Source organism: Neptuniibacter sp. QD34_54 (assembly GCF_047778055.1).
GTDB lineage: Bacteria > Pseudomonadota > Gammaproteobacteria > Pseudomonadales > Balneatricaceae > Neptuniibacter.
This window is the reverse complement of the sequence record NZ_CP180546.1, coordinates 216,840-232,965: the sequence shown is the minus strand read 5'-3', so window position 1 is coordinate 232,965 and position 16,126 is coordinate 216,840. Positions and strand designations below refer to the sequence as shown.

General features: G+C 46.2%; 14 protein-coding genes. 12 read left to right on the top strand and 2 right to left on the bottom strand.

The window, feature by feature from the left end; all coding sequences use genetic code 11:
* Nucleotides 1-110 precede the first annotated feature (110 nt).
* Together ACMXYP_RS00985 and ACMXYP_RS00980 are read right to left on the bottom strand one after the other, a co-directional pair.
* Nucleotides 111-1,760: a diguanylate cyclase domain-containing protein gene (locus tag ACMXYP_RS00985; protein WP_415883149.1), complete on the bottom strand. Its 1,650-nt coding sequence runs from the start codon at nucleotides 1,758-1,760 to the stop codon at nucleotides 111-113.
* Nucleotides 1,761-1,796: 36 nt separating this feature from the next.
* Nucleotides 1,797-2,051, bottom strand: coding sequence for an accessory factor UbiK family protein (locus ACMXYP_RS00980; RefSeq protein ID WP_415883148.1), 255 nt, complete (start codon nucleotides 2,049-2,051; stop codon nucleotides 1,797-1,799).
* A 283-nt stretch (nucleotides 2,052-2,334) separates the two neighbouring features.
* On the opposite strand from ACMXYP_RS00980, the gene ACMXYP_RS00975 reads away from it, so the two are divergent.
* From ACMXYP_RS00975 to ACMXYP_RS00920, 12 genes are all read left to right on the top strand, one after another.
* On the top strand, nucleotides 2,335-2,673 hold the full coding sequence (locus ACMXYP_RS00975) for a P-II family nitrogen regulator (protein ID WP_415883147.1): 339 nt from the start codon (nucleotides 2,335-2,337) through the stop codon (nucleotides 2,671-2,673).
* Between the two features lie 37 nt (nucleotides 2,674-2,710).
* Nucleotides 2,711-3,967, top strand: a complete 1,257-nt coding sequence (locus tag ACMXYP_RS00970) for an ammonium transporter (protein ID WP_415883146.1) — start codon at nucleotides 2,711-2,713, stop codon at nucleotides 3,965-3,967.
* A gap of 198 nt (nucleotides 3,968-4,165) precedes the next feature.
* Nucleotides 4,166-4,504 carry a P-II family nitrogen regulator gene (glnK, locus tag ACMXYP_RS00965; RefSeq protein ID WP_415883145.1) on the top strand — a complete coding sequence of 113 codons (339 nt, stop codon included), beginning with the start codon at nucleotides 4,166-4,168 and terminating at the stop codon, nucleotides 4,502-4,504.
* Nucleotides 4,505-4,659: 155 nt separating this feature from the next.
* Complete coding sequence (locus tag ACMXYP_RS00960; RefSeq protein WP_415883144.1) at nucleotides 4,660-5,754, top strand: alkene reductase; 1,095 nt, start codon at nucleotides 4,660-4,662, stop codon at nucleotides 5,752-5,754.
* Entirely contained in the window at nucleotides 5,755-6,477 is a 723-nt protein-coding gene (locus ACMXYP_RS00955; protein ID WP_415883143.1) for a glutathione S-transferase family protein, read from the top strand.
* A gap of 260 nt (nucleotides 6,478-6,737) precedes the next feature.
* Nucleotides 6,738-8,840, top strand: a complete 2,103-nt coding sequence (locus ACMXYP_RS00950; protein WP_415883142.1) for a putative bifunctional diguanylate cyclase/phosphodiesterase — start codon at nucleotides 6,738-6,740, stop codon at nucleotides 8,838-8,840.
* Between the two features lie 106 nt (nucleotides 8,841-8,946).
* Complete coding sequence (locus ACMXYP_RS00945; RefSeq protein WP_415883141.1) at nucleotides 8,947-10,161, top strand: aspartate aminotransferase family protein; 1,215 nt, start codon at nucleotides 8,947-8,949, stop codon at nucleotides 10,159-10,161.
* A gap of 23 nt (nucleotides 10,162-10,184) precedes the next feature.
* Nucleotides 10,185-11,450 (top strand): hydrolase, encoded by a 1,266-nt coding sequence (locus tag ACMXYP_RS00940; RefSeq protein WP_415883140.1) that lies wholly within the window; start codon nucleotides 10,185-10,187, stop codon nucleotides 11,448-11,450.
* A complete protein-coding gene (locus tag ACMXYP_RS00935) occupies nucleotides 11,447-12,250 on the top strand; it encodes a DUF1338 domain-containing protein (RefSeq protein WP_415883139.1) in 804 nt (267 codons plus the stop codon). The genes ACMXYP_RS00940 and ACMXYP_RS00935 overlap by 4 nt, the downstream gene beginning before the upstream one ends.
* Before the next feature lie 26 nt (nucleotides 12,251-12,276).
* On the top strand, nucleotides 12,277-13,314 hold the full coding sequence (gene astA / locus ACMXYP_RS00930) for an arginine N-succinyltransferase (protein ID WP_415883138.1): 1,038 nt from the start codon (nucleotides 12,277-12,279) through the stop codon (nucleotides 13,312-13,314).
* A complete protein-coding gene (gene astD / locus ACMXYP_RS00925; protein WP_415883137.1) occupies nucleotides 13,311-14,807 on the top strand; it encodes a succinylglutamate-semialdehyde dehydrogenase in 1,497 nt (498 codons plus the stop codon). Before astA ends, astD begins: the two co-directional genes overlap by 4 nt.
* On the top strand, nucleotides 14,804-16,126 hold the full coding sequence (locus ACMXYP_RS00920; RefSeq protein WP_415883136.1) for an N-succinylarginine dihydrolase: 1,323 nt from the start codon (nucleotides 14,804-14,806) through the stop codon (nucleotides 16,124-16,126). The genes astD and ACMXYP_RS00920 overlap by 4 nt, the downstream gene beginning before the upstream one ends.

The window sequence follows — 16,126 nt, the reverse complement described above, 5'->3', positions numbered from 1 at the left end:
CTTCCATCCTTGGAAGAGTTAATTAAGATGCCAGAACCAATTTCATCGCTCTAGCGTAATGTTTTTCATAGCTACAGAACATTCTCCACATCCTGTAGTTTTTTAATTATTTAATGATGCTCTACGGCCAAATGATCCAAGATCTGCTCTAGAGACAATGGCGTACCAAAGTAACGCCCTTGCATCAGCATACACCCTTGTCCCATCAATTGACCTCGGGTACCCGCAGTAGCAACACCATCAGCCAACACTTCGATCTCCAACTGACCTGCCATATCTAGCACTGTATCAACGATCTTTTGACGACCTTCATCATTGCCCATCGCCATGATCAGATCAGCATCCAATTTAATCAAATCTGGCTGAATCTCTTGCAGCTGTTCTAAAACAGGACTTCCACAAGCAAAGCCGCTAACGGACAGTAATGCTTCACTGGTTAACAGATCAAACAGTTGACCTTCGTATTCAAGCGCAGTTTTGATATCAACATCAACCATATAACGGCCTTGCTGCTGATAATGATTCAATTGAGATACCCAGCGCGGTATCGCCTCTTTGCTTTGCAATTGCTGGCTTTCGATACGGAAAGAGACAAAACGCAGTTTAGGAAAACGCTCCCACACGACATCTAAACCACGCAGCTCTTGATCGAGCCACTGTTCATAATGCTGCAAGGATTCGGGACTCTGTAGCAGACCAGAAAAGTCGGCTAATGGAATCTGTCCTAACTCAGGATGAATCCAGCTAGGCCGCGCATGTACTGCGACCACTTGATGGCTGTAGATGCTATAAACCGGCAAGTAAGTCATCTGAATAGCACCGCTAACGATCGCTTGGGTCAAATCTTCTTCTCGTAAGATTTGCGGCCCTTTACTGCGTTCCATTAACTCGCTGTAAACTCGGAATGTATTGCGTCCACCCTGCTTCGCTGCGTACATCGCAACATCTGCTTTTTTCACCAAATCTTTCGGGCGCTCAGCATGCTCTGGGTAAACAGAGATCCCCACACTACCACTGATAAAGATCTCGCGATGCTCAACAAAAATACCGTGAGCCAACTGATCAACCACACGCTGCGCGACTTTGAGTGCCGACTCAACACCATCAGCCAGCGGAATCATCATGACAAACTCATCACTACTTAGGCGCGCCAAGGCATCATCACCGCGTACCACCCCTCCTAAGCGGCGTGCCACTTCTTGGAGCAAATTATCTCCAACACTGCGGCCTAGGTTATCGTTGATCCATTTAAAACGATCCAGATCCACCAGCATCACAGCTAACTGCTCGCCTTGCGCTTTACTCTGCTCTATGCGTTTCGCCAAGATATCTTGGAACATATCCCAGTTAGGTAGATGAGTCAGTTCATCGAACTGAGCTGATTGCACGATGGCATTCATCTCTTTCTTAAGGTGACCAATATTGAAGAACTGCGCCATATAACCTGTGACTAAGCCCTGATCGTTCTCCAAACGCATGATATTGAACCATGCAGGATACACAGTGCCATCTTTATGCCTATTCCATAGCTCGCCTTGCCAGCTACCATCACTGCTGACGGTAAGCCACAAATCCTCATAAAATGGATCATTTAATTCCCGTGCCCCAAGAAAGCGCGGATTTTCGCCCTTCACTTCATCTAAGCTGTATCCGGTAATTTCGGTAAATGCCGGATTAGCCTGCACTATATTGTTGGCTTGATCCGTCACGAGGACTGCTTGAGGCGAACGAAGGAATAACTGCTGTTCAAAATGATCCATATTTAACCTACGTAGCTAGCAAAATTAAGAGGATGGTTACTTACCCTGCAATGCTTCTTCTAATGCCTGAACTTGCTTCTCTAGAGTTTCCACTTTCTCTCGGGTGCGCAGCAATACCGTTTTCTGAGCATCAAACTCTTCACGACTAACGATATCCAGGCGATCAAACGTCCCCTGTAATACCGCTTTGACCTGCTGCTGTAACTCATCTTGGCCCGGTAGCTTATTTTCACCGGACAACAATTGCGAAAACTGTTCACTTAGGCCTTCTATTAGTTGTGGATTGATCATCCCACTCACCTCTAACAAAAAATACTGCCTGTCACTATAACAACAAACCAACACCATTCAAGGCCGCACCACAATGGTGCAAACATATATTGCAGTGCACCTAATCCAGCCCCATAAAAAGGCACTAATATTTCCCACAAAACCAAAAACAATCATAACCATATGAAATAAAAGAAAAATAAAAAAATGGCACAGCCTTCGCTATAACCTACGCAAACAGAATTTATGTTTGCTTAGCGATAAACGCATCTGCACAGAATTATTACCTACGGGGGATAGCAATATGAAAATGGTCTCTGCTGTCATCAAACCATTCAAATTGGATGATGTACGAGAAGCCCTTTCTGAAATTGGGGTACAAGGTATCACTGTGACTGAAGTAAAAGGCTTTGGTCGCCAGAAAGGACATACAGAACTCTACCGCGGCGCTGAATATGTGGTCGATTTCCTACCAAAAGTACGCCTAGACGCAGCCGTATCTGAAGAAATTGTCGATCAAGTTGTAGAAGCGATTAGCAACGCTGCACAAACCGGCAAGATTGGCGACGGCAAGATCTTTGTAACACCAATAGAACAAGTTGTGCGTATTCGTACCGGTGAGACCGGTACGGAAGCCCTTTAATTTTTGACTTTTTGATTGCTTCTGGAGGAATAAACCAATGGAAGAACTACTAAATTCAACAGCGGGTGATGTTACCCAGCTTAAATACGCACTAGATACTTTCTACTTCCTAGTATGCGGTGCTTTAGTCATGTGGATGGCAGCAGGCTTTGCCATGCTGGAAGCGGGTTTGGTTCGTGCTAAAAACACAACTGAGATCCTAACCAAGAACATCGCACTGTATGCGATCTCTTGTACTATGTATTTGGTTTGCGGTTACGCAATCATGTACGGCGGTGACTACATGCTTTCTGGCATCACGGGTGACGGTTTCACCGGTGCTGAAGAGCCAGCAACTTACGCACCATCAGCAGACTTCTTCTTCCAAGTAGTATTCGTTGCTACAGCAATGTCTATCGTATCTGGTGCCGTTGCTGAGCGTATGAAGCTTTGGGCTTTCCTAGCATTCGCTGTAGTAATGACCGGTGTTATCTACCCAATGGAAGGTTCTTGGACTTGGGGCGGTAACGACGTATTCGGTTTCTACAACCTAGGCGACCTTGGTTTCTCAGACTTTGCAGGTTCCGGTATCGTACACATGGCAGGTGCTGCTGCAGCCCTAGCAGGTGTTCTAGTACTAGGTGCTCGTAAAGGCAAATACGCTAAAAACGGTGCTGTAAACGCTATCCCAGGTGCAAACTTACCTTTAGCTACACTAGGTACGTTCATTCTATGGATGGGTTGGTTCGGCTTCAACGGTGGTTCCGTACTAGCATCTTCTGATGTAGAGAACTCTAACGCAGTTGCTGTTGTATTCATGAATACTAACGCTGCAGCAGCAGGTGGTGTAATCGCTGCACTGATCGTAGCTCGTCTACTGTTCGGTAAAGCCGACCTAACAATGGCGCTTAACGGTGCACTAGCGGGTCTAGTTGCTATCACTGCTGAACCATCTACTCCAACTGCACTACAAGCAACTCTATTTGGTGCTCTAGGTGGTACATTGGTTGTATTCAGCATCCTAACGCTAGATAAACTAAAAATTGATGATCCAGTAGGTGCGATCTCTGTTCACGGTGTTGTAGGTCTTCTAGGTCTTCTACTAGTACCAGTAACAAACGGCGATTCATCTTTCTCTGGTCAGATCATCGGTGCAGTAACTATCTTCGCTTGGGTATTCGCTACAAGCCTAGTGGTATGGTTAGCACTTAAAGCAATCATGGGTGTACGCGTATCGGAAGAAGAAGAGTACGAAGGCGTGGATATCTCTGAGTGTGGTATGGAAGCTTACCCAGAGTTTACATCTGGCAAGTGAGATTGATCTAAAACATTAAAAGGGCGCTAAGCGCCCTTTTTGCGTCACTAGTATATCGCTAAGAGCTTGATCCAATTCGTTGTTCATATACCATCTTGCGATTATCTAGGTATACTAAGACGCATAATTCACTATAGTTACATTTGCTGCTTGGTCGTAAGGCCATAGAATGAGCAAGCCCAACTGAGGAATAGCATTATGAAACTGGTCACTGCGGTGATTAAACCGTTTAAACTGGATGATGTCCGTGAAGCGCTTTCTGAAATTGGTATCCAAGGTGTTACCGTTACTGAAGTAAAAGGTTTCGGTCGTCAGAAGGGCCACACTGAATTGTACCGCGGTGCAGAGTATGTGGTTGATTTCCTTCCAAAAGTGAAAATTGAAATTGCTGTAGACAGCGACATGGTTGATCAAGTTATTGAAGCGATCAGCAAAACAGCTAATACAGGTAAAATCGGCGACGGTAAGATCTTTATCTCTCCTCTAGAGCAGGTCATCCGTATCCGTACAGGCGAAAGCGGTCCTGACGCGCTCTAAGCGAAAAGATATTCCAAAAAAGCGGCTATTAAGCCGCTTTTTTTATGCCTGTTCTATTCAATTTAATATTTCTTCACTCGAAATTGAACTTTCGTTCAAATTCAAGCTCTTTACCTAAGTCATCAACATATTGATCAACTAAGAAAGAGCCAATTATGCTTACACAACCTATCTTGTTCAGCCCTATTTCACTAGGCAGTATCGAACTATCCAATCGAATTTTGATGGCACCTCTTACCCGTGCCCGCGCAGACAAACACCATATTCCTGGCCCATTAATGGTTCAGCACTACGCCGATCGCGCTACTGCAGGTTTAATTATTACCGAAGCAACCATGGTGATGGAAAACTGCAGCGCCTTTATCAATGAACCCGGCATCTACTCAGAAGCGCAAATCGCTGGCTGGAAAAAAGTCACCGATGCCGTACATCAGAGAGGCGGTAAGATTGTTGTGCAACTATGGCATGGCGGACGTGCCTGCCACCCGGATTTAAATAACGGTGTTCAACCCATCGCTCCAAGTCCAATCGCAATCGAAGATGAAGTCCATACACCTGATGGCCTTAAACCCTACACAACACCACGCGCACTGCAGATAGACGAGATTTCCGAAATTATCGCAGGCTTCAAACAGGCAGCAATCAACGCCAAGGAGGCTGGATTCGATGGTGTAGAACTCCATGCAGCCAACGGTTATCTGCTCGATTCGTTCTTACGCGATGGCAGTAACCAACGTGAAGATCAATACGGCGGTAGCTTAGAGAATCGATCTCGACTGATCTTCGAAGTATTAGACGCTATTTGTGAAGTATGGGGTAACGACAAAGTAGGTATCCGAACCTCGCCTTTAAATGGCTATAACAGTATGGAAGACAGCGACCCCATTGGCACGACCTTCTGGCTCGCAGAAAAGCTAAATCATTACAAACTCGCTTACTGGCATCTGATGCGCAGTGACTTTCTGGGCGAGCAACAAGGTGATGTTAACTCAATCGCCCGAGAACATTATCAAGGCAACCTTATTGGCAATATGGGCTACAGCTATGAGGAGGCTGACTCAACGGTATTAGATAAACAGCTAGACGCTGTAGCCTTTGGCGTACCTTTTATCGCCAACCCAGATCTAGTCGCTCGTTTCCAAACAAAATCCGAGCTAAATGAGCCTAATCCCGATACCTTTTATACACCTGGCCCTGAAGGCTATAACGACTATCCATTCTTAGACCAGACAGACTTAGTGAGCGCATAAATGAGCAATCCTAAAGATTACCCAAGCGTTGATCAGTACCCCATATCTAAACGCTGGCCAGCGAAGCACCCTGAAATTCTGCAACTCTATTCGCTCGGTACACCGAATGGCGTAAAGATATCCATTGCTCTTGAAGAGCTACAAATTCCTTATGAAGCGCATCGTGTGACGCTGGCAGCAAGCGATGTCAAAAGTGAGGAATATTTATCTCTCAACCCGAACAATAAAATCCCAGCAATCATTGACCCGCACGGCCCAGAAGGCACACCTATTGGCCTCTTTGAAAGTGGCGCCATTCTGGTCTACCTAGCCGAAAAGACCGGTAAACTGATGGGTAACAACGCCACAGAAAAAGCCAAAGTTCTGCAATGGCTGATGTTTCAGGTGGGTGGCGTCGGCCCCATGTTTGGGCAACTGGGTTACTTTCACGCCTTTGCCGGTAGTGAAATTGAAGATCCACGACCGAAACAGCGCTATATCAACGAAGCAAAACGCCTACTAAATGTGATCGAAACCCAATTAGAAGGACAAGAATGGATTGCTGGTGACTTCTCTATTGCGGATATCGCCCTTGTGCCTTGGCTGGATACGATAGAGCGTGTTTACCGTGCTGGGGATGAAACTAAAATAGCAGAATTCAAACAAGTTACATCTTACATCAATAGATTCAATCAGCGACCATCCGTACAAAAAGGGTGGTCAAACCCTGCAAAAGCCGCTTAATTTTTTACTCAGGGTAAGAAGAAATTTTCCGCTTACCCTGAAATAATCAATCTATTTAAAAGGCACAAACACAAACCATAACCCAATGTAATATTAGTATTTTTTATACCTTAGGCCAAAACATTAACAAAAAATTCATTTTACCTTTCCCTCTAAATTGACCCACATCAAACCAGTCACAACTTTATTAAACATCTAAACCATTCAAACAAATTTTACCGCAGAATAGGTAGACCAAAGCAGAAAATTCAAACAAACCCATGCAAAAAACAGAATTAAACCCAACAAGCAACAGCACAATTCCAATGGATTGGTTTAATCAATCATCCATTGGCGTGCTTGTGTTGGATGACCTATTTCACTGTTTACATTGCAACCCCTACGCCGAAACCTTGATCTGGAATAGAGCTGGAGAATCTCTTAACCATAAACTTCCTGACGATTTTAAACGGGCTATTCGCCCTCACATCATGGGCCTATTTGCACAGAACAGAGATTCTTACGACACCCACATAGTCCTATCTTCACAAGAAGATAGCGTACAGCTGCGTATAGAATTCACTGTTATTCAAAAAGCTGACTGCCGAAAAGTATTTATCACTCTACGCAACTCGAGTCAGAGTGCGCGTCAAGCAAGAGAGCTTAAGGTATTCCGTAATGCCGTAGAAAATACCGGTAGTGCGGTTGTAATCACAAACGCACAAGGTGAGATCGAATACTCCAATAGCCGCTTCAGTGAAATCACAGGTTGGGACGGCCATGAAATACTAGGTAAGCGGCCAAACTTTTTACGCTCCGAGCAAACCACAAACGACACATACAAACAGCTGTGGGGTACTGTACTTAACCATCAGCAGTGGCGAGGTACCTTACTCAATAAACGCAAAAATGGTTCAACGTACTGGTCCCTACAAAATATTTCCCCTATTCATGATGAACTGGGAAATATCATTAATTTTGTTTCTGTCAGTGAAGATATATCTCAAATCAAAGAGCACGATGCTCAGCTAGAGAAAATGGCTTATTTCGACCCTTTGACCGAGCTGGGCAATCGTCGAAATTTCCGTCGAACTCTGGATAAATATCTACAAAACCCAGCCAGTGACAAACTGCATGCTTTACTGTTACTCGATCTAGATCACTTTAAGCAGATTAACGACACGATGGGGCACGAAGCAGGTGATGTACTCCTGACCACCATAGCAAGCCGTTTAAAATTCTGCACTCGCCACCAAACCTCGGTATTCCGCCTTGGTGGCGATGAATTTACAGTTATTTTCCAAGACTGCGAAGACCGTGAGCAGATAATTAGTCGCGTCCGCGATGTACTGTCATTACTCTCTCAACCCATGCAAATCGGCCCTCACGAATTGAGTGTAACCGTCAGTATCGGCATTACTTTAATCGGTCACGATAGTGTCGATGCAAGTGACCTGCTAAGAAACGCAGACTTAGCTATGTATTATGCAAAAAGGCAGGGTAGGAACACTTATGCTTTCTTTGCTGACCAGATGAACGAAGAGGCGCAACGCATACTCACAATCGAGCATGATCTAAGAAACGCCTTAATTGGCAAACAGCTATCTTTAGCCTATCAGCCACAGATATGTGCATTAGATGGTCGCATTACAGCAGTGGAAGCACTTCTTCGCTGGCAGCACCCTGTCAATGGCAATGTACCGCCTGATGAATTCATTCCCCACGCAGAAGAAACCGGTTTAATCATCCCAATCGGCCGCTGGGCGTTAGAAGAAGCTTGTCGAGCGGCTAAATCAATACAGGATCAAGGCTTGCCCCCGATTAAGGTCTGCGTAAATTTATCTGTCCGCCAATTTGATGATCCCTCTTTGATTACTCAGATATCTGAAGCTTTGGCCAAAGCCTCACTTGCTCCAGAATGGCTAGAACTTGAAATCACAGAAAGCATGCTTATGCGGGATATGCCAACGGCTATCAGTACCCTGAAGCGCATAAAAAGCATGGGCATAAGCCTAGCTATAGATGATTTTGGCACAGGTTATTCATCTTTAAGCTATTTAACTAAAATGCCTGTCGATCTGTTAAAGATTGATCGCTCTTTTTTACAACAAATTCCCGAAGACCAAGACAATATGACGATAACTTCGACCATTATCGCCATGACCAAGCAACTGGGTTTGGATGTGATAGCAGAAGGTGTAGAGAACAGATCTCAGATGGATTTCTTGCAACAACAAAACTGCAATACCATGCAGGGGTTTCTAGTCAGTCATCCGTTAAGTTTTGATGACTTCAACAAGAAATATCGTGAATCTCAGTACTTCTGTGACGCATGTAACACCATGGATGAGTGCAATCACAGCGACTCGACTAACAATCATTAAGACCGCATAAACCTATCTTTATTCCCTTTAAGCCATTGCCGCTAAAAAGCTTTTTTGCTGTTAAGGTCTAAACTTAGACTTATCTATGCAGTAGAGGAGACAAACTATGTCCTCCAATGTTGATAGGGAAACGTTCAATCAAATAATGGTGCCTAACTACGCACCACAACAGATGATTCCAGTAAAAGGACTAGGCTCAAGAGTATGGGACCAGCAAGATAATGAGTTCATCGACTTTGCAGGTGGCATTGCAGTAAATGCTTTAGGGCACTGCCATCCCGAACTCACTGCTGCACTTCATCAACAAGCCGATCAGTTGTGGCACCTCAGTAATGTCTGGACCAATGAACCTGCACTAAAATTAGCCCAAGCGCTTTGTGATAAGACCTTTGCCGAAAAAGTCTACTTTGCCAATTCAGGAGCTGAGGCAAACGAAGCCGCTTTTAAACTCGCTAGAAAATACGCCTATGATAATTTTGGCGCAGAGAAGCACGAAATCATCAGTTGCAATAACAGCTTTCACGGACGCACCCTATTTACCGTGTCAGTAGGTGGGCAACCTAAGTATCGTGAAGGTTTTGAGCCAGTACCTGCGGGTATTTCTCATGTGCCTTTTAATGATATCGCTGCGTTAGAGCAGCAGATCAGTGATAAAACCTGTGCGGTAGTCATCGAGCCCATTCAGGGCGAAGGTGGGATTACACCCGCCACGGCTGAGTATTTACAGGCAGCCAAAAGCCTATGCTCTGAACACAATGCCCTACTCATTTTTGATGAGATACAAACCGGTGTCGGCCGTACCGGTAAGTTATACGCCTATCAACACAGCCAAGTTAAGCCCGATATTTTAACTACCGCTAAAGCTTTAGGCGGCGGTTTTCCAATCGCCGCGATGTTGAGTACCGAGAAGATCGCTAAATCCTTTAACGTCGGTAGCCATGGCAGTACTTATGGGGGTAACCCTCTAGGATGCGCCGTAGCACTTAAACTGTTACAGATTGTCGATACGCCTGAGGTGCTCGAAGGTGTATTCCATAAACATCACCTGATCACCCAACAGATAGCTCAATTCAATCAAAAAACTGAGTTATTTAAGGATATTCGCGGCCAAGGCCTGTTAATCGGCTGTGAACTGAGTGATCAATATAAAGGCAAAGCGAGACTGTTTTTAGAGCTGGCACAACAAACAGGACTAATGGTACTGGTAGCAGGCTTAAATGTCATTCGCCTGACACCCTCGCTGATTATTCCCGAAGCCGATATTAAAGAGGGATTAGCTCGCTTCAATCGCACAATGCAGTTATTCAAGCAACAGGCCTAAGCTGAGAGTGCTAGAGGTTAATTATGCAGTTATCTGTCGAACCACTAGACCAGTTAGAACGTGATCTCCTCGATAAGATCAGCGCTCAACAGCACCTAAGAGAACAGCAACTGATTGAGTTAGTTGAGATTAATAGCGGCTCACTGAATCCCGAAGGGATCAACCAAGTTGGCCTTAAATACCAAGAGCTTTTCGCCCCGCTGTGCAGTAAAAGCGAAAGGATTGAACTGCCGGAGTGGGAGCGAATCGATTACACAGGCAAAGCAGAATACCAAGCGCTCGGCTCCCTTTGGAAGTTCAGCCACAACCCAGACGCACCGATCCAGATCCTATTTTGCGGTCATACCGATACAGTCTTTCCTGTGGATAGTCCTTTCCAACATGCGATTCGCTTAGACCACATACGACTGAACGCACCCGGTGCCGCAGATATGAAAGGCGGTATTCTGGTCATACTATCAGCGCTAGAAGCCTTAGTTCAGCATCCACTTGCTCATCAGATCGGTTGGAGTGTCATTTTAAATCCAGATGAAGAGATCGGTTCACCCGGCTCAGCCGACTATTTGGCCAACGCGGCGAAACAACATGACATTGGATTAATCTACGAACCGGCTTTACCTGATGGCAATCTTGCAGGGGAGCGAAAAGGCAGCGGCAACTTCACTTTGGTTGTCCATGGTCGTTCAGCTCATGCAGGTAGGGCCCCCGAAACGGGTAGGAATGCGATTAATAAAGCCGCTGAACTGATCCTGCAGCTAGCATCATTAAACAATCAAAAACCGGGCTTAACCCTCAATACCGGTATTATCAAAGCGGGCGAAACCACTAATAAAGTACCCGATCTAGCGGTGTGTAAATTTAATGTTCGTATTCAGAAAACAGAAGATGCCGAATGGTGCCTTGAACGCATCAATGCATTTATACAGCAGCATAATCAACAAGAAGGCTTCCATATAGAGCTCCATGGGCATTTTGGACGCTACCCAAAACAACTCGACCAACCCCATCTCGCACTCTACCAACTGGTACAACAATGCTCAGAGCAGTTAGGCACTGCTTTAACCTGGAGTGCAACTGGAGGCTGCTGTGACGGGAATAACTTATCGACAGCAGGTCTACCCAATATAGATACTTTGGGTGTGACCGGTAATTTTATCCACAGCCCTCACGAATTTATCAATTTACCTAGCCTTAGTTCACGCGCGCAGCTCAGCGCACTGCTACTCTTTCACATAGCTCGTGAAGGATTGCCCTTTAAGCGCCTGCGCCCTCAGGGGAGGCCACAATGACCAATGAAGAGCTAACCCAAATGCTAGATGAGATGTGGCAGGACTATTTAGAGCTGAATCCACAAGCTCGCCATATCCACCAGCTATTCAGCGACCTTAACTATCAAGTACTCAATGACCATATTGCGTTACGTACTTTTGATCTGGAAGAGGTCAATATAGATAAGATGGCCACACCGTTTCTGTATAGCGGCTATCGAGCAGCAGGTGAATATCATTTTCCAAACAAGCATCTCTACGCTAAGCACTTTCAACATGATGACCCTGCCCTGCCGAAGATATTTATCAGCCAACTGATGACCGAATCGCTCAGTACTGACAACCAACTGCTTGTGCATAACTTAGTGGCTGAACTCGATCCTATGCAGCAACCCCCAGATACATTGTGCTATTGCGGTCGTCCGTGGGAGGTCAGTTATGAGGAGTACAAAGCATTACTGGCACAAAGTGAGTATGCCGCTTGGCTGGCGGCTTTTGGTTTCAGACCTAACCACTTCACCATTTTCGTCAACGCACTTACGTCGCACACCAGCATCGAAGAAGTTAATCAGTTTTTAAAAAGCCATTCCATCGAACTCAATAGTGCAGGCGGTGAAGTGAAAGGCAGCCCCGAAGAGAGACTCGAACAGTCCTCAACCTTAGCCAGCAAAGTCGCGGTTGAATTTAGTGATGGCAGTGTAGAAATACCGGGCTGCTACTACGAATTTGCCCGTCGCTACCCCTTGGAAGATGGCTCTCTCTACCAAGGCTTTGTCGCGGCATCTGCCGACAAAATCTTCGAAAGTACCGATAGCCGTTAGGAACTTTAGGGAACAGGAGGTCGACTATGTATTACATTCGCCCGATTGAAATGAACGATTTAGAGACCTTACATCAGATCGCTATCGAATCTGGCCCTGGCTTTACCTCTCTCCCCGAAAACAGCGCTTTGCTCGCTGATAAAATCGAGCGCAGTTTAAACGCCCTCAAACAAGATATTCAGAAAGCCGCCAATGAAAGCTATCTGTTTGTCCTGATCGACAGTGAAACTGAAGAAGTTGTCGGTACTACAGGGATTGAAGCGGCCGTAGGCCTGCAAGAGCCATGGTATCACTACAGAGTAGGTACCGTGGTACACGCGTCACGCGAGCTCAATATCCATAACCAGTTTAAAACCCTCTACCTATGTAACGATTACACTGGCTGTACAGAGGTTTGTACTCTCTATCTGAAACCTGAACACCGTCACTCACAAAACGGTAGCCTGCTGTCTAAAAGTCGTTTTCTGTTTATGGCAGAACAACCACAACGCTTCTCTGAGCGCGTCATCGCAGAAATGCGCGGTTTCTCCGATGACAATGGCCGCTCCCCCTTTTGGGAAGGATTCGGGCGTAAATTCTTTGCGATGGACTACTCAGAAGCGGATTACCTCACTGGCTCTGGCAACAAAGTATTTATTGCCGAACTAATGCCGAAATACAGCATCTATATCCACTTACTCCCCGAAGAAGCACAAGAAGTAATCGGTCGTGTTCACGCCAATACTGAACCTGCCCGCCGCATGCTGGAAAATGAAGGTTTCCGCTTTGAAAACTATGTAGATATCTTCGATGCCGGCCCTACGATCACAGCACCGCTGGCAAAAATACGTGCGATTAGAGATAGCCGCTACGCCAAAATTAGAATTTCGCAACAAGCTGACGTCACTGATTCCGATTCAGCTTATCTACTCAGTAACACCCGAGCAGCAGGTTTCCGTTGCTGCCTTGCTAACTGCCAAACCAATCAAGGCATTGCTGAACTCACACCTGAAACCGCTGAAATGCTGCAAGTTAAAGACAGCGACACCATTCGATTGGTCGAACTAAAAGGGAGGCACCCATGAAACCACAAGCATCATTGTTTATTAATGGCGAATGGGTTCAGGGCAACGGCTCCGAACTCGAGTCGTTGAATCCGGGCAATAATGAGCGAATCTGGCAGGGCTATGCAGCTGACGAAGAGCAAGTAAATCAAGCTGTTTCAGCGGCTGAAGAAGCTTTCCCACACTGGTCTGAACTCACGCTCAAGCAGCGAGCAGCCTATCTTTTGAAGTTTAATGAGCTAATCAAAGAGCACGAAGACCTTCTTGCCGACACCATCGGCCAAGAAACTGGCAAACCTCTTTGGGAAGCCAAAACAGAAGTGACTGCTATTCTGGGCAAAGCGACTTTGACCATCAAAGCCTATCAAGCGCGTTGCCCAACTGACGAAACTACCGTACTAGGGGCACGTTCCACTCTCAGCCACCGACCCCACGGCATCGTAGCGATATTTGGCCCTTATAATTTCCCAGGGCATCTACCAAATGGCCATATTATGCCAGCACTGTTGGCAGGCAATACTATCGTCTTTAAACCCAGTGAGTTTACCCCTCGAACTGCAGAACTTATGGTTCACCTCTGGCAAAAAGCGGAGCTACCCGATGGCGTGCTTAACCTAGTCCAAGGTGAAAAAGAAACGGGGGCACATTTAGCTAAGCATCCAGAGATTAATGGCCTCTATTTCACCGGTAGCGCAGCCACCGGTTGTTATTTACATGAGCAGTTTGGCGGACAACCCGAAAAGATCCTAGCACTCGAGATGGGCGGTAATAACCCTCTGCTAGTGGCAAAAACAGCCAATGTTGCAGCGGCAATCTATAACACTATTCAATCTGCCTATATCACTGCAGGCCAGCGCTGTACCTGTGCTCGACGCTTATTAGTACCGGTCGGCACAGAAGGGGATGAATTTATTGCCGCTTTGCAGAAAGCCGTGACCAAAATTGAGGTAGGCACCTATAACCAGAACCCGTCACCTTTTATGGGCGCTTTAATCAGCCAGTCAGCCATGACCTCTATGCTAACCGCTCAAGAAAAGCTGATGGAACAAGGCGCTGAAGCATTGGTTAGTATGCAACGCTTTGCCGAGAAAGGCGCCCTGCTAACACCAGGCTTAATCGACTGTACGGCAATAGAGAACCCCGATGATGAGGAGTACTTTGGCCCTCTCCTTCAGATCTATCGTGTACAAGATATTCAGCAGGCAACAACCTTAGCCAATAACACCCGCTATGGCTTAGCGGCTGGCGTACTCAGTGACGACCCTAAAGTATTCGAATACTTTCAGCGTCGTGTCAGAACGGGCTTGATCAACTGGAACAGGCCACTAACCGGCGCATCCAGTGCGCGACCCTTTGGCGGTACCGGTATTAGTGGTAACCATCGCGCCAGTGCATGGTATGCCGCCGATTATTGCGCTTACCCAGTTGCCTCTATGCAGGCCGACAGCATGGATATCCCAGACAAACTTCCTCCGGGCCTACATATCGCCGATCATGTTTGGAGTCATGAATGAGTTTAACGCTTAACTTAGATGGTTTGGTCGCTCCCAATCACCACTATGCGGGGCTCGCACAGGGCAACCTTGCATCACAACAGCATCAAGGCGAGATATCTTCACCCAAAGACGCAGCATTACAGGGTTTGGAAAAGATGTGGATGCTGCATCAGCTTGGCATTCCACAAGGGATTATTCCCCCGCCAATGCGACCTGATCTAGCACTGCTCTATGCAGCAGGCTTTCGCGGCTCCGACGAACAACTCTTGGATCAAGCTTGGCACAAAGCCCCTCAGTTGCTGACCGCCTGTTATTCCGCTTCTGCTATGTGGGCAGCTAACAGCGCAACCTGCTCAGCATCTCAAGATACCAGAGATAGACACTTACACTTCACCCCTGCAAACTTAAATAGCAGTATCCATCGATCATTAGAAACCAAACATAACTATCAGTTCTTCCAAACCTGCTTTGATGATCACGACAGGTTTAGCATTCATGTTCCGTTACCTTCACAATCGATCTTTGCAGATGAAGGGGCGGCCAATCAGATGCGCTTAAACTCGCCTTGTGACCAAGATGCTCTGAATCTGTTTATCTATGGCAGAGAAGGCTCATTGAGCGCAAGCACACGCTTTCCAGCACGCCAAACTCGCCTCGCTAGCGAAAGTATTATCCGCCAACATCAGCTGGACCAAAGCCGCAGCATACTGATTCAACAGAACCCTATTGCCATAGACCACGGGGCTTTTCACAACGATGTTGTCGCGGTGGGTCATCTGAACTTTTTATTCCTGCATGAACAAGCTTTTAAAGAACAAAGTGAGGTTTTAAACACTTTAAGGATGAAGAGTTGTCATTGGCAGGATGAACTTAAGATATTTGAGGTCAGCTCCAGCAAGCTAAGCCTGCAAGAAGCAGTAGAAACTTACCTATTCAACAGTCAGCTTATCCAAAACAACGATGGCTGCCTTATGTTACTTGCCCCCATAGAAAGTAAAAACAGCGCTAAGGCTTATGCCATCTGTGAGGAGTTAATAGCTGCCGACAACCCTGTCAGCGAAGTCCAATTTATCGATCTTACACAAAGTATGCAGAACGGTGGCGGTCCAGCTTGCTTGAGATTAGCTGTACCGATCACGATCGAAGAGTTAAGCGCTGTACATCGAGGGATACTACTAACCCCTGCACTACATGAGTCGCTGAAACATTGGATAGAAACTCACTACCGGGATCGCCTAAGCCTTGAGGATCTGCGCGACCCTCGGCTGATTTCAGAGATACACTGTGCGCTATCCCACTTGGGAGAGCTGTTAAAGCTCCCCAATTTTTACAACTAA